Raw genomic sequence first — 14834 nt, 5'->3', positions numbered from 1 at the left:
GCCGGACCGGTCCCCGCGCGCCCGATCGGGGCCGGATCACCAGGGGCGTACCGACCAGGATCGGCAGGACCGTACCGGCCGGGATCGGCAGGGCCGTACGGGAAGATCGGCTTGGCGCCGTCGCAGGCCCGAAGGCCTGGACGGCACCTCGTGACGGAGGCCAGACTTCTCAGGGCGAGGGGAGCCCTTGCCATGCCGAACCCTTCGGAACACGGGTCGTCGCGGATATCGAAAGCGCTTACGTAAGCGCTTTCGATTACGATGGCACGTATCGCGGGGATGTGACAAGGGGGCCCTTGCGGTGGAAACGCGCTCATCCCTCCCACGACTGGTGGACGTCGCCCAGGCCGCGGGAGTCTCCCTGGCGACCGCCTCCCGCGCGATGACGGGGAGCAGCGGGGTCAGTCCCGCCCTCGCCGCGCACGTCCAGGCCGTCGCCGCCCAGGTGGGCTACGTGCCCAACAGCCACGCCCGCGCCCTGGCCGGCGGCCAGGCGTCCATGATCGGTCTGATCGTTCACGACGTCGGGGATCCCTACTTCGCCGAGATCGCCCGGAGCGTGCTGCGCGAGACCGAGAGCCGCGGCTACATGGCGATGATCAGTCAGACCGAACGCGATCCGCGTGCGGAGCTGTCCCGGATCCGGACGCTGCGGGCCCACCGGGTGAACTCGATCGTGCTGGCCGGCTCCGGCTACGTCACGGCGAGCGCGGAGGCCGACACCGCCGCCGAAGTGCGCTCCTTCACCGCCGCCGGAGGCCGCGTCGCGGTGATCGGCCGCCACCACCTGCCGGTCGACGCGGTACTGCCGGACAACCGCAGAGGCGCGGAGAGCGTCATGCGCCACCTGCTGGATCTCGGGCACCGCCGCATCGGCGTGGTCGGCGGCCCGGCGAACATCACCTCGGCGGAGGACCGGCTGGCCGGACTGCGCGACGTGGCCCGAGCCCGGGGGCTGGACTGGGAGTCGGTCCCGGTGGTCCACGGTGACTTCACCCGGGAGGGCGGGGCCGCCTCGACCTCGCGGCTGATGAGGGAGCACCCCTCTCTGACGGCCGTCGTGGCGCTCAACGACCAGATGGCCGTCGGTGCCCTCTTCTGGCTGCTGCGGCAGAGCCGCCTGGTGCCCGGGGAGGTCTCGGTCGCGGGCTTCGACGACATCCCGGTCGCGGCCGACGTCCACCCGGGGCTGACCACGGTGCGCCTGCCTCTGATCGACATGGGCAGGCAGGCGCTGGAGCTCGTGCTCAGCCCATCGGCCGCCCGGCCCCGGCGCCGCCGTACCGGCCACGAACTGATCGTCCGCGCCTCCACCGGCCCCGCGCCGGAACGGTCCGGAGCCACCGGACGCACCCGCTGACCCGCCCTCGCCGTCTCACATCGTGGATACGACAGCGGAATCACGGAGCGTGATCCTCCGCTGCGTACCGAGCCTTCCGCATTCCGACGGCCGCCGTCTTTTCGACCCTTGCGAGAGTTAATTTCGGTCATGTCGTAACAAGTTGTTGACGTTGGTGTAATCGTCTCGTACCTTCGGGGAAGCGCTTTCCCAGCGCTCTCCCCGAGCTTTTAGGTGGGCGGGATGCTGAAGACCAGATGGTTTCTCCCGACAGTCGTCATCGCACTCACAAGCCTTCTCCCAACGCCACAAGCAGCGGCTTTACCCATACGGCAGACAGCCGCGCACGCCGACGAACCGATCACCGACCCCATTCCCGACGATCCGATCGCATCCGGCCTGGGGCTGACCGTCGAAGAGTTCGCCACATTCCCCAAATCGGAACCGACCCCGGCGCCGACCGATCCACGGTTGATGCGATGGGCCCGAATCAACTACATCGGCGACGTTCCGGATGGCTCCGGACGCAAATTCGTACCCGACCTCAATGGCAAGCTGTACCTGCTCAAGAACGGTGCGCAACAGGTCTACCTTGACGTCGGCGCCACCTTCGCGCCCCAGTTCTTCTCCGGGGCCGGCATGGGGCAGGGCTTCGGCTTCGTCACCTTCCATCCCGAGTTCCAGAAGAACGGCATCTTCTACACGGTCCACACCGAACGGGCCTCGTCCGCGACGAAGCCCACGGACATGCCACCCCAGTCCGGCACCCTCTACCACGGCGTCGTGACCGAGTGGACGGCGGACGACCCGTCGGCGAGCACCTTCCACGGAAGCAGCCGGGAGATCCTCCGGCTCGGGTTCGCGGGTCAGATCCACGGGATCCAGCAGATCGACTTCAACCCGACCGCGAAACGCGGCAGCAAGGACTACGGGCTGCTCTACGTCGCGGTGGGCGACGGCGGCAAAGGCGTCGGCAACACCGAGCCCCAGAACCTGTCGGTACCGTACGGAAAGATCTTCCGGATCGATCCGCGGGCTCGAAACAGCGCCGGCGGCAAATACGGCATCCCGGCCGACAACCCGTTCGTGAGCAGGTCAGGCGCGCTCGGGGAGATCTACGCCTACGGGATGCGCGACCCGCACCGCTTCAGCTGGGACCCCGCCGGGCGGCACCGCATGTTCCTCGGACACATCGGCGAGAAGTCCATCGAGTCGGTCTACGAGGTCACGGCGGGCGCCAACTTCGGATGGAGCGAGCGGGAAGGGAGGTTCGTGTTCGACAAGACGACCTCGGACCCCTGCGACCGCCTTCACCCGCTGCCGGCCGACGACGCGAAGAACGGCTACACCTACCCGGTGGCCGCATACGACCACAACCCTCCGCCGGGCTGGGACTGCACCTCCGACGTCGGGCGCGGGATCTCCGGTGGCTTCGTCTACCGCGGGCACGATGCACCTGAGCTGCGCGGTAAATACCTCTTCGGGGACATCGTCACCGGCCGCGTCTTCTACACCGACGAGCGGGAGATGAAGGTCGGCGCCGAGCCCGCCCAGATCTACGAGCTCATGGTCTACGACCAGACGGGCAAGCGGGTCACGACGCAGGACCTGGCCGGGGACGCCCGGGTCGACTTCCGGTTCGGCCGGGACGACGCCGGCGAGCTCTACATCCTGTCCAAGGCCAACGGCAAGATCTGGAAGGTCACCGGCACCCGCCGGTTCGCCGACTGCGACGCCGGCCACAGCCGGGTGAACAACACGACCCGGGCGCAGGACTGGACCCCGGTCACCCCGGCGAAGTGGCGGTTCCCCGGGAAAGAGGTCGTCCTTGCCGAAGCCGGGCAGTCTCGTCCCGGCCCCCGCCGCCCCTTCGAGTACGCGGTGCTCTCGGCCGGCCCGACGTTCGGCTCGGTCCACGTCGACGGCGAGGTCCGGCTGGACACCCCCGTCGACGTCACCAACCGCGATGTGATCGTCGTGTTCGGCTACCAGAGCGACACGCGGTTCTACTACGCCCACCTGTCGACGGACAACACGATCTATCCGCACAACGGGATCTTCGCCGTGAACGACGCCGACCGGCTGCGGATCGAGGACCAGTGGGACGAGGCGCGTTCGAGAGGCGCCAAGCCCGCCGTCACCGACGAGCAGTGGCACCAGGTCCAGGTGAAGCACTGCACCGATTCAGGGGAGATCGCCGTCTACCTCGACGGTGCGAAAACCCCGCTGATGACCGCCGTCGACACCACCTTCACCTCCGGCCGGGTCGGTTTCGGATCGTTCGACAACATCGGCCGGCTCCGCGATCTCAAGGTCACCGGCACCCGGGTGAACGACTGACCGTACGAACGTGACCACGGCGCTGCCGGGGCGGACGTCCGCCCCGGCAGCGCCCGCAGTGCCCGACGACGACGCACCAGGAGAAGTCAGTGAGAGATCATCACGTGTACGTCAGTCATGATGCCGCGGCACCGGGACGCCACCGGCCACGCGGACTCCCGGCGGCCCTTGTGGCCGTGGCGCTGTGCGGGTCGTTCGCGGCGGCCCCGGAGGCCCAGGCCGTCACCGCCGCGCAGACCGCCCCCACCGGCGCCTCGGCAGCCCACCCGTCCAGACCGAACGTCTTCCCCGGCCTGCGGCGGAACCTGGTCGCCTCCTACGATTTCGAACACCCGGCTCCCGGAAACGCCGCAAAAGAGCGCGACCAGGGGCGTTCAGGGACCGACATCGATCTCGTCAACGGTGGCGGCTCGATGCGCGTGCGGGACGGCGCGCACCCGGGGAGCGGAACCTCGCTGCAGACCCGGCAGATCAACCCCACCCTCTCCGGCAACGACGACTGGAAGGCCGGCACCTACTCGGAGACCGGTGTGAATACCCTGAGCGCCTTCAACCAGGCGAAACAGGCCACCATCATGGGATGGTTCAAGACGACCGGCCAGAACCCGGGGCTCAACTCCAACACCTCCGCCCCGGACGACCGTTACAACGCGGTCGGACTGGCGGGCGTCCTCACCGGCACCTCCCAGGGCCACGACGTCCGGGCCCTACTCGAAGTCATCAACGTGTCGGGAGAGCTGCGAGTGGTCGCGCTCGGCAGGCGCGTCGACGGCGGCAAGTCCCAGACGTTCGCCGCCAACGAGGACTGGCAGAGCGTGCTGCCGCCCGACGAATGGGTGTTCCTCACCGCCACCTTCGACTTCGACGAGGGCACCATGGCGCTGTACAAGAACGGCCGGCCGCTCGACGGTGCCTACACGCTCACGGACGATCCGTGGGAGGTCGCCGGAGCGCCGGAGCCGGACCTCACCTCGGCGACGGACCCCCGGGGCATCAAGATCGGCGGTAGTTTCCCGCAGAACACCCAGGAGCAGAACCCATGCGACTGCCGGCTTGACGACCTGATGTTCCTCGACCGGGCCGTGACCGGAAAAGAGGTCCTCCAGCAGTACCGCTGGGCCACCAAGAACCACCCCTGACCCGACGGTGGCATGGACCCGGGCGGAGGATGCCAATTCCTTTACAATGTAGATTATTTTCTTGCTCCGGCGAGCCGTCCCTCCTCGTCACGGCCGCCCCGGGCTCAGCCGGCTGAGCGGCGCAGGTCGAACAGCTCCGACGGCGAGATCGGCATCCTGTCGATCCCGATGCCCTCGGCGTCCTCGACGGCCGAGGCGATCACCGCCGACACCGGGATGACCCCGGCCTCGCCGGCCCCCTTGATCCCCAGGGGGTTGAGCGGCGACGGGGTCTCCAGGTGGGCGGTCTCGATGAAGGGCACCTCGGTGGCGTAGGGCATCAGGAAGTCCATGAACGAGGCGTTCAGCAGCTGGCCGTGCTCGTCGTAGACCATCCGCTCGTACAGCGCGCCGCCCACGCCCTGGGCGATGCCGCCGTGGATCTGCCCCTCGACGATCATCGGGTTGATCAGGTGGCCGCAGTCGTGGACGACGGCGTACCGCAGGATACGGATCTCGGCCGTCAGCGGATCGGTCTCGACGATCGCCGCGTGCATGCCGGAGGCGAAGGTCGAGCGGAGCGGCGAGTAGTAGTCGCGCCCCTCCAGCCCCGGCTCCTCCCCCTCCTCGACCGGCGGCCGTTCGAAGGACGACGCCCCCGCGAACTGGGTCGCCCGGGCCGCCTCGGCGTCGAAGGCGTAGCGCAGAGGATTGGACAGCACCGCCACGGTCGCCAGCGGGATCGAGGCGCCGGGCGAGCCCACCACCCGCACCTCACCGCCGACGATCTCCAGGTCGCCGGGATCGGCCTCCAGCGCGTCGGCGGCGATCCGCAGGGCCTTCTCCTTGACCTTGCGGCACGCCAGCGCGATCGCGTTCCCGCTCATCACCGCGGCCCGCGAGGCGAACGTGCCGACCGCGTAGCCGAACCTTCGGGTGTCGCCGGTCACCACCGAGACCCGTTCCAGAGGCACGCCGAGCTCGGTCGCGGCTATCTGGGCGAACACGGTCTCATGGCCCTGCCCCTGGGAGGTGAGCCCGGTGGAGACGTGCACCCGGCCGTCGGAGGTGACCTGGACGTGGCCGCCCTCGTACGGCCCGACACCGGTGCCCTCGACGTAGCAGCCGATGCCGATGCCGATGCTGCGCCCCTCAGCCGCCGCCTGGGCCTTCAGCGCGGGGAAGGAGTCCCAGCCGATGAGTTCCTTGAGCATCCGCAGCGATTCGGGGTAGTCGCCGCTGTCGTAGATCAGCGGGCGGCCGTCCTGGAAGATCAGCCCCTGGTCGTAGGGGAACTCGTCGGGCTGGATGAAGTTGACCGCGCGCACCGCCGTACGGTCGGCTCCCAGATATGCGGCGATGCGGTCCATCGTCCGCTCCATGCAGAAGACGGCCTGCGGGCGGCCGGCTCCCCGGTAGGGCGTGACCTGCACGGTGTTGGTGTAGATCGAGGAGAACTCGACCCGGTAGGCGCCGAGCCGGTAGGGGCCCGGGAGCTGGGTGGAGGTGATGATCGGCACGATGATCCCGTACGGGGTGTAGGCACCGTGATCGTGCAGGATGGTCACATCCAGGCCGAGCACCCGGCCGTCGTCGTCGAAACCGACCCGGACGGTGTGCACCTGGGCCCGTTCGTGCGCCGAGGAGACGAAGTGCTCACGGCGGTCCTCGGTCCACTTGACCTCACGCCCCAGCGCGATGGCCGCCCAGGGGACCAGCAGCTCCTCCGGCCACGGGTGCACGATCTTGACTCCGAAACCGCCGCCCACATCGGGCGCGATCACCTCGACCTTGGGCAGCGGCAGGCCGAGCCTGGCCGCGACGGCCATCCGGACACTGGTGGAGGTCTGGGTGCTGGAGTACACGCGCAGGGACTCGTCGTCGGCGTCCCATCGGGCGTATACGCCCCGCCCTTCGAGCGGCATCGACGCGCTGCGCTCGATGTCGAGCCGGAAGGACAGCGTGTGCGGCGCCGCCTCGATCGTCTCCCGTGCGCCGAGCCCGGCCGCCGACGGCACCTCCTGGACCAGGTGCGCACCGACGTTGCCCGGCACGTCCTCGTGGACGAGCCGCGCGGACTGCACCGCCTCCTCCACCCCGACCACCGGCTTGAGGACCTCGTAGTCGACCCGGATGAGCGCGCAGGCGTCCTCGGCGAGGTAGCGGTCGCGGGCGACGACCATCACGACGGGCTCACCCACATGCCTGACCAGGTCACGGGCGAGCGGATGGGCGGTGCGGCCGTGGGTCAGCGCCGGGTGCGGGATGAGCAGCGGCAGCGGCTGGGCGAGCAGGTCGGGCAGATCCTCCCAGGTGTAGATCGCCACCAGCCCGTCCACGTCGAGCGCGGCCGACACGTCGACGTCGCGGATCCGGGCGTGCGCGTGCGGGGACCGGACGAACGCCGCCTCCAGCGCGTGCGCGCCGAGATCGTCCAGGAAGCGTCCCTGACCGGTGAGCAGCCGGGGATCCTCCCGCCGGCGCACCGGCTCGCCGAACAGCTTCGTCGTCATGCCGCCCCCACCCGGCGCCTCACCGGAACGTGACGGCCTGACGTGCCGAGCCTCCCGGCCCGCTCACGTCCGCGAACACCACCGAGCCTCCCGGCCCGCTCACATCCATGAACACCACCGAGCCTCCCGGCCCGCTCGCTTCGCTCGTTCACGACTCCTCCGCCATGATCTCGGCCGCGCGGTGAACGGACTTGACGATGTTCTGGTACCCCGTACACCGGCACAGGTTGCCGGAGATGCCCTCCAGCACCTCCTCACCGGTCGGCGACGGGTTGTCCCGCAGCAGAGCGGTGACGGTGCACAGGAAACCCGGCGTGCAGAACCCGCACTGCAGGCCGTGGCACTCGGTGAAGGCCCGCTGCACCGGCGACATCGCACCGTCGGGGGCGGCGAGCCCCTCCACCGTGGTGATGTCGTGCCCGTCCACGGTGACCGCGAACGTCAGGCAGGACCGGACCGGCTCGCCGTCCAGCAGCACCGTGCAGCACCCGCACACCCCGTGCTCACATCCGACGTGCGTGCCGGTCAGACCCAGATCGTGCCGGAGACAGTCCGACAGCAACCGCCGTCCCGGCACCTCGACCTGCCGGACCACGCCGTTCACGGTCAGTGTGATCGCGATGTCCGCCACCGGCCGGCCCCTTCCCGTCCGCCGTCTCCACGGCCTCGCCCCCTGGCCCGTCCCACCCCGGCCGGTCCCACACCGGCCGGTGGTCTCACCCCTGCCCGTCTCACCCCGGCCCGCCGGTCCCGCTCACCCATCGAGGGCCGCCCGCGCCGCTTCCCGCAGGGCCTGCCCGGCGAGGACCCCGATGAGGTGGCGCCGGTAGTCGGCACTCGCGTGGATGTCGGCCTCCGGCTCGATCCGCTCCTGTACGGCCCGCGCCGCCGAGTCCCAGTCCGCCGAGGCCGGCGGACGGTGGCCGCAGGCCCCGGTGACGTCGACGAGCACCGGGACGGGGCCCGCGCTCACGCAGGCCACCCGGGCTGCGGTGATCCGCAGGTCGTCGTCCAGCCGGACCAGTGCCGCGATCCCCGCCAGGGCGTAGTCGCCGTGCCGCCTGGCCACCTCGCGGAACGCCGTGCCCGAACGCGCCGGAAGCAGGGGGAAGAACGCGGAGACGGCCAGTTCCCCGGGGCCGGTGGCCGACTCCAGGGGGCCGGTGAAGAAGGCGGCGGCGGGAACCTCACGGGTGGCGCCGCGCCGGGCCAGCCGTACCGAGCCGCCGAGGAGCGCGAGCACGGCGGGCAGCTCGGCGGCCGGGTCGGCGTGCACCAGGCTGCCGACCACCGTGCCCCGATTGCGGATCACCGGGTGGGCGACCAGCCGGAGCGCCTGGCGCAGCAGCGGCTGAGCGGCGGCGACCCGCTCGGAACGCTCCACCTGCGCGTGCCTGGCCAACGCGCCGACCCGGACGCCGCCGGGCTCCACGTCGAGGGTGGCCAGCTCGGTGAGGCGGTTGATGTCGACGAGGTGGGCGGGTGCGGCCAGCCGCATGTTGAGCATCGGGATCAGGCTCTGGCCGCCCGCGAGCACCTTCCCGTCCGCCCCGGCCCCGGCGAGGTCGTCGAGCGCCTCGCCGAGGGAGCGCGGAGCGTGGTAGTCGAAGGGAGCCGGCTTCACCCGGACGCCTCTCCCCGGTGCTCGCCCCCGCCGCCGGGGCCGCTGCCGGACCCGGCGAACTCCGTGGTCCCGGCCCGGCCGGACAGCGCCCTCAGCAGGTGGTAACCGCCCACCACCACGATGGTGCCGAGCGCGATGCCCTCCAGGGTGAACTCCGAGCCGATCATGTGCCGGACCGGCCCGATGGCGAGGATGATGCCCGCCCCGATCGGGATCATGTTGATCGGGTTGGAGAAGTCGACCCGGTTCTCGATCCAGATCTTCGCGCCGAGCAGGCCGATCATGCCGTAGAGGATCACCGTGATGCCGCCGAGCACCCCGTTGGGGGTGGCCGCGACCAGCGCGCCGAACTTGGGGCACAGCCCGAAGAGGATCGCGATGACGGCCGCGATGTAGTAGGCCGCCGTAGAGTAGACCCTCGTGGCGGCCATGACCCCGATGTTCTCGGCGTAGGTGGTGGTCGGAGAGCCGCCGAAGGCACTGGCGACCGCGGTGGCGGCGCCGTCGCCGATGATCGCCCGGCCCAGGTAGGGGTCGACGTCGGTGCCGGTCATCTCACCGACCGCCTTGACATGGCCCACGTTCTCCGCGATCAGCGCGATCAGCGCCGGAAGCACCAGCAGCACCGCGGAGAACCTGATGTCGGGCAGGTGCATGTCGGGCAGGCCGATCCAGTCCGCCTCCGCCACGCCGGCGAAACTCACCCGCGGATGCGTGTCGACCGCCCCGGTCGCGGCGTTGTAGGCGGTGATGTCCCCGAAGACCCGGTCGGCCGCCCAGGAGAGGGCGAACCCGATGATCAGCCCCAGCAGGATGCCGATCCGGCCGACGAACCCCTTGAACAGCACGATGATCAGAAAGGTGACGAACATGGTGATCAGGGCGATCCACTGGTCACTGGGCCAGTAGACGTCGGCGACCACGTAGGCCAGGCCGAACCCGATCAGCATGACGACCGCACCGGTGACGACGGGCGGGAACACCCGGTTGATGACCTGCACCCCGAGAAAATGGATCGCCACGCCCACCAGGGCGAGCACCAGGCCGACGACGAGGATCGCCCCGGTGACGATCGCGTCCGCCGCGGGCGTGTCGCCGCCGAAGATCGCCCGGATGGCCAGCACCCCACCCACGAACGAGGCGCTCGTCCCGAGGTAGCTGGGGATCCTCCCCTTCACGATGAGCAGGAACATGATCGTCGCGATGCCGGAGAACATGATGGCGACGTTCGGGCTCAGCCCCATGACCAGCGGGAAGACGAAGGTCGCACCGAACATGGCGATGACGTGCTGCGCGCCGAACCCGACCATGCGCGGCCACGACAGCCGCTCGTCCGGTCTGACCACCTCCCCTGGAGCCAGGGTCCTGCCATCACCGTGCCTGGTCCAACCTGCAACCATCAAGCCCCACCTTTCACCGGGCCGTCGGTCGGTGGCCACCCCCGCAGGCATACCTCCGGCGAATCCCCATGCTGTCGTTGCGGGCACATTAGGCCCGCGGCCCTGCCCTTACACTGTCATGATCTGCCAAAACTGATCCCCTGACCAGGGGTCGACTCGCGCACAGTGTGATCGACGGCGAGGTGAGACGGGGTCAGGCCCGGGTGCCGACGACCCGGATCTCGAAGCCGTCGCCGGCGACGACCTGCCCGGCGCGGATCTTGCAGGTCTTGCGGAGCTCGATCTCGCCGTCCACCATGACGTTCCCCTCCGCGATGAAGTGCTTGGCCTGACCGCCGGTGTCGGTGACGGCACAGTACTTCAGCAGGTCGCACAGCGGGATGTAGTCGGTCTCCAGCTCAAAGGTCTCGTTCACGGTCCACGAGTTTAGATGCCGCGCATCCGCAGGACGTGCAGGGCGAGGGTGAGATTCAGCCGCAGGTGGGCGTCCTCGGTGAAGTTGCCGAGCATCCGTTCCAGCTTGCCGATGCGGTAGCGCAGCGTGTTGTAGTGGAAGTGCAGCCGGCGGGCCGTCTCGGCGACGTTGAGGTTGGTGTCGAGCAGCACCTGCAGGGTCTGGCGGAGGTCGGCGTTCTCGGCGTCGTCGTCGGCGGCCAGCGGGCCGAGGGCCTCGCGGACGAAGGCGTGCAGTTCGGCGGTGTCGTCGACCAGGGACAGCAGGCGGTAGACGCCGAGCTGGTCGAAGTGGGCGACCGCGGCGGGGCCGTGGAGCTGACGGCCGACCTTGGCCGCCTTCACCGCCTGGCCGTACGCCTCGGGAAGGGCGTCGGCTCCGGCGGCGGTACGGCTGGCCCCGGTGGAGAAGGTCGCGGACAGTCCCTCGGCGAAGGCCGCGGCGGCGTCCTTGGCCAGGCGGACGGTGTCGACGGCCGCGTCCACGACGGTGACGACCTCGTGGGAGAAGCCGGCCACCGCACCGCGCGGGTCGTGCCGGCGCATCGCGGCGGTCCAGGAGGTGACCAGGCGGTCCTGGGCGACGCGCTCATCCCGCTCCGGGTCGAGCTGGGCCACCAGCACGGTGACCGGACGCTCCAGATCCCAGCCGAAGGCCCTGGCCCGCGAGGTGACCCGCTCGGCGCCCCCGGCCCGGCCGGCGAGCACGTCGCGCAGGAAGTCGGCGCGGTATTTGCTCTCGACCGCGTTGACGGCCTCCTGCCTGGTCACCACGAGCGCGGCGACGGTGGCGGCACGTTCCAGGATTCCCACGTCGCTGTCCGAGACCGACCCGACAGGACCGCGGGCGAGGATCCGGCCGTGGTGGTGGCCGCCCGCGACGACCGGGACCGAGGTGTGGTCCCCGTCGGGGACGTCGCACAGCACCGCCAGGTGATCGGCGGGCCCGGCGGAGGCCAGCACCTGGCCCGTCCCGTCCAGCACCGCCACGGCCACGTCGAGCAGCCCGGCCACCTCGGCCGCCACCTCGCGCAGCCCACCCCCGGCCAGCACGACCTGGACCAGCGCCCGGTGTGCCTCCTCGGCTCGGGCCAGCACGGCGGCCTGCCGGTTGAGGACGTCGGTGAGCACCTGGTTGAGGATGTCGTCGAAACCGACGTCGTCAGGGAGCTGGATCAGCGGGAAGCCCAGCCGGTCGGCCTGCTCCACCATCTCCTCGGGTAGCCGGTCCACGTAACGGCCGAGCTTGATGGCCAGCGCGGCCAGGCCGCGTTCGTCGAGGTCGGCCACCAGCCGGTCGAGCGACTGGGGGGTGTTGCGCAGCGGGTAACCGGTGGTGAGCAGCAGTTCGTGCGGCTTCACCCAGGCGAGGACGTCGGGAACCTCCATGACGTTGAGCCGCTGCACGATCCTGCCCAGGCCCCGCTCCCCCGCGAGCAGCCGGGCCCCTGCCAGGGTCGAGACTCCGAGGACCTCGCTGACGGCGATGCCGTGAATAATCGTGCCGGTGCTTGCCAGACGCACGGGAGGTTCCATGCTGCGATTGTGACCGATGAAGACGTCTGTCAGGAAGAGCCAACCTTTGGGCCGACTGTTGGCACCTTTCTCCGTACGGCGTTGATCGGAGACCGTTCTACGGTCGGCTTCAATGGATCAATGGATGGGGGAATCCGTGATCGAGATCAGCGAGTGGACCGGCGGTCGCCGCACCGCCACGGGGCCGCCCGGGGGGACCGGATGACCGTTGCGACGCGCCCGGGGGCCCGGCGGGCCCATGCGCGGACAGACGCGACCGGCGCGGCCAGCACGGCCCTGCGCCAGGTGCTGGAGTCGCCCCGCCGCCCCGCGAGGGTGCTGGCGGCCTTCCCTTCCGGGATCTATCTGGAGGTCCGTACGGAGCTGGAACCGCACGTGGTCGCGGTGGTGACGGGGAGCGCCACCAGACTGCCCAACGCGATGGTGGTCACCGGTCCGATACCGCGGGCCGCCGTCGGGGACGAGGCGCACGTGGGCGACGGATCGATCGAGGTCGGGCGGCTCAGCCTGCGGGCGGGCCGCTGGTGGAATCCCGCCCCGGTGCTCGGTCCGGTGGATCCGGTACGGCTGGCGGCCGCCCTGCCCGTGATGACGGAGCTGTGCGACCGGTCGGCGCGGCGTCCGGGGCTGGAGGGCCACGGCGCCGCCGGGCTGCTGGCCGAGGGCTGCGCGCAGGCGTCCCTGGTGCGAGGCGTGATGGCCGCCGAGCAGCTCGTCGGGCTGGGTCCGGGACTCACTCCCAGCGGTGACGACATGCTCGCCGGGCTGCTGGTGGCGTTGCGGCACCTGGGTACGGCGGCGGGGGCGCCGCGGGCCGGCTGGCTGGCCGGCTGGCTGGCCGCCGCGGTCACCTTCGACGCGCGCGGCCGGACCACTCCCATCTCCGCGACGCTGTTGCACTGCGCGGCCCGGGGCGAGGCCAGCGGCGAGGCGCTGGCCGTACTGCGGGGCCTGGCGGGACGGCAGGCGCTGGAGCCGGCGCTGCACCGGCTGCTCCAGCTCGGCCACACGTCGGGGGCGGACCTCGCCTGGGGGATGCGCATCGGCCTCGCCGCCGTCGTCACCCTGGGGGGCGGGACCGGTGAGCGCTGACCTGGTCCGGATCCGCACGGGGGTGTACCACGACTCGGTGAGCCTGATGAGGGTCAGCCAGGCCGTCACCGCGCTGCCCGGTGTGGAGGTCGCGATGGTGGCGATGGCCACCGAGCTCAACCTCGGGATGGCCGCCGAACTGGGCTTCGATCTCCCCGAGGCGGGCCCGGCCGACCTGCTGATCGCCCTGCGGAGCGGTGCGGCGGACACGCTGGAGACGGCCGCCGCCGAGCTGGACCGGCTGCTGGCCGCCCTCACCGGCGCCGCGGCGGGGCCCGCGGCAGCCGCGCACCCGCCGCGCACCGTGCGCACCGCCGCGCGCGATCACGCCTGCACGCTGGCCCTGGTCTCGGTGCCGGGACCGTACGCGTTCGCCGAGGCGATGGACGCGATCGAGGCCGGTCTGTCGGTGATGGTCTTCAGTGACAACGTGCCGGTCGAGCAGGAGGTGCTGCTCAAGAGGCGTGCCGATGAGCTGGACGTGCTGGTCATGGGGCCCGACTGCGGCACCTCGGTGATCGGCGGGGCGGGTCTCGGCTTCGCGAACGTGCTCCGGCCGGGTCCGGTCGGGGTGGTGGCCGCCTCGGGGACCGGCGCCCAGCAGGTGACCTGCCTGCTGGATTCGGCGGGTGTGGGGGTCAGCCACGTGCTGGGCGTGGGGGGCAGGGACCTGTCGGAGGAGGTGGGCGGGCGGTCCACGCTCCGCGCGCTCCAGGCGCTCGACGCCGATCCGGCGACCGAACTGATCGTGCTGATCTCCAAACCGCCCGCTCCCGGGGTCGCGCACGCCGTGCGGGAGGCCGTCGCCATGTTGGGGACCCCCGTGGTGAGCGCGCTGCTCGGCACCGACGCCGGCGATCTGACGGCGGCGGCCGAGGCCGCCCTGCGCGCGCTCGGGGCGCCGGTTCCCGTGTGGCGGTCGTGGCCCGCGCCGTCCGCGCCGTCCGCGACGTCCGCGACGACGTGCGCGCACGGGCCCGCGGGGACGTTGCGGGGTGTCTACTCGGGCGGGACACTGTGCGCCGAGGCCAGGCTGGTCGCCGGGACCGGGGAGTTCACCGACTTCGGCGACGACGCCTACACCCGCGGCCGGGCCCACCCGATGATCGACTCCACGTTCCGCCTGGAGGCGCTGGCCGAGGTGCCGCCGGGCGACGTCGCCCTGCTCGACGTGGTTCTCGGGCACGGCGCCGACCCCGACCCCTCGGCACGGCTCGCCCCGGGGATCGCCGCCGCGGTCGGCAGGGGTGTGCCGGTGGTCGTCGCGCTGATCGGTTCCGCGGGCGATCCCCAGCAGCCGGACGTCCAGGCGGAGGCGTTGCGCTCGGCGGGAGCCGCGGTGTTCGCCTCCAACGCCCAGGCCGCCCGGCACGCGTCCGGCCTGCTCGCGAGCCCCCGTTGACGCGCGCCGGCGGCCGA

Annotated in this window: 11 protein-coding genes; 5 read left to right on the top strand and 6 right to left on the bottom strand. The window is 71.1% G+C overall.

What is annotated here, in order from left to right:
- Nucleotides 1-301: 301 nt before the first annotated feature.
- From OHA77_RS34235 to OHA77_RS34225, 3 genes are all read left to right on the top strand, one after another.
- Entirely contained in the window at nt 302-1360 is a 1059-nt protein-coding gene (locus OHA77_RS34235; RefSeq protein WP_406313447.1) for a LacI family DNA-binding transcriptional regulator, read from the top strand.
- Nucleotides 1361-1813: 453 nt separating this feature from the next.
- A complete protein-coding gene (locus OHA77_RS34230; protein WP_406313446.1) occupies nt 1814-3679 on the top strand; it encodes a PQQ-dependent sugar dehydrogenase in 1866 nt (621 codons plus the stop codon).
- 89 nt (nt 3680-3768) lie between these two features.
- A complete protein-coding gene (locus tag OHA77_RS34225) occupies nt 3769-4818 on the top strand; it encodes a hypothetical protein (protein ID WP_406313445.1) in 1050 nt (349 codons plus the stop codon).
- 104 nt (nt 4819-4922) lie between these two features.
- On the opposite strand, the gene cutA is transcribed toward OHA77_RS34225, so the two are convergent.
- From cutA to OHA77_RS34195, 6 genes are all read right to left on the bottom strand, one after another.
- On the bottom strand, nt 4923-7310 hold the full coding sequence (cutA, locus tag OHA77_RS34220; protein ID WP_406313444.1) for an aerobic carbon-monoxide dehydrogenase large subunit: 2388 nt from the start codon (nt 7308-7310) through the stop codon (nt 4923-4925).
- Nucleotides 7311-7458: 148 nt separating this feature from the next.
- On the bottom strand, nt 7459-7932 hold the full coding sequence (locus tag OHA77_RS34215) for a (2Fe-2S)-binding protein (RefSeq protein ID WP_406319920.1): 474 nt from the start codon (nt 7930-7932) through the stop codon (nt 7459-7461).
- Nucleotides 7933-8064: 132 nt separating this feature from the next.
- On the bottom strand, nt 8065-8934 hold the full coding sequence (locus OHA77_RS34210; protein WP_406313443.1) for an FAD binding domain-containing protein: 870 nt from the start codon (nt 8932-8934) through the stop codon (nt 8065-8067).
- Nucleotides 8931-10334, bottom strand: coding sequence for a uracil-xanthine permease family protein (locus OHA77_RS34205; protein ID WP_406313441.1), 1404 nt, complete (start codon nt 10332-10334; stop codon nt 8931-8933). The genes OHA77_RS34210 and OHA77_RS34205 overlap by 4 nt, the downstream gene beginning before the upstream one ends.
- A 193-nt stretch (nt 10335-10527) precedes the next feature.
- Entirely contained in the window at nt 10528-10749 is a 222-nt protein-coding gene (locus OHA77_RS34200; RefSeq protein WP_326824076.1) for an RNA-binding S4 domain-containing protein, read from the bottom strand.
- A gap of 11 nt (nt 10750-10760) precedes the next feature.
- Nucleotides 10761-12323 carry a PucR family transcriptional regulator gene (locus OHA77_RS34195; protein WP_406313440.1) on the bottom strand — a complete coding sequence of 521 codons (1563 nt, stop codon included), beginning with the start codon at nt 12321-12323 and terminating at the stop codon, nt 10761-10763.
- 201 nt (nt 12324-12524) lie between these two features.
- Between OHA77_RS34195 and OHA77_RS34190 the strand changes: the two genes are divergently transcribed.
- Nucleotides 12525-13415, top strand: a complete 891-nt coding sequence (locus tag OHA77_RS34190) for a DUF2877 domain-containing protein (protein WP_406313439.1) — start codon at nt 12525-12527, stop codon at nt 13413-13415.
- Nucleotides 13405-14817: an FdrA family protein gene (locus OHA77_RS34185; protein ID WP_406313437.1), complete on the top strand. Its 1413-nt coding sequence runs from the start codon at nt 13405-13407 to the stop codon at nt 14815-14817. Before OHA77_RS34190 ends, OHA77_RS34185 begins: the two co-directional genes overlap by 11 nt.
- Nucleotides 14818-14834: the final 17 nt, after the last annotated feature.

The sequence above is a fragment of the Streptosporangium sp. NBC_01639 genome, assembly GCF_045209755.1.
Lineage (GTDB): Bacteria > Actinomycetota > Actinomycetes > Streptosporangiales > Streptosporangiaceae > Streptosporangium.
This window is presented reverse-complemented; position numbering and strand designations above follow the sequence as displayed.

Excerpts from the sequence above, each read along its gene's own strand:
- OHA77_RS34230 (WP_406313446.1), top strand. The coding sequence starts at position 1,814 with ATGCGATGGGCCCGAATCAACTACATCGGCGACGTTCCGGATGGCTCC.
- cutA (WP_406313444.1), bottom strand. The coding sequence starts at position 7,310 with ATGACGACGAAGCTGTTCGGCGAGCCGGTGCGCCGGCGGGAGGATCCC.
- OHA77_RS34205 (WP_406313441.1), bottom strand. The coding sequence starts at position 10,334 with ATGGTTGCAGGTTGGACCAGGCACGGTGATGGCAGGACCCTGGCTCCA.
- OHA77_RS34195 (WP_406313440.1), bottom strand. The coding sequence starts at position 12,323 with ATGGAACCTCCCGTGCGTCTGGCAAGCACCGGCACGATTATTCACGGC.
- OHA77_RS34190 (WP_406313439.1), top strand. The coding sequence starts at position 12,525 with ATGACCGTTGCGACGCGCCCGGGGGCCCGGCGGGCCCATGCGCGGACA.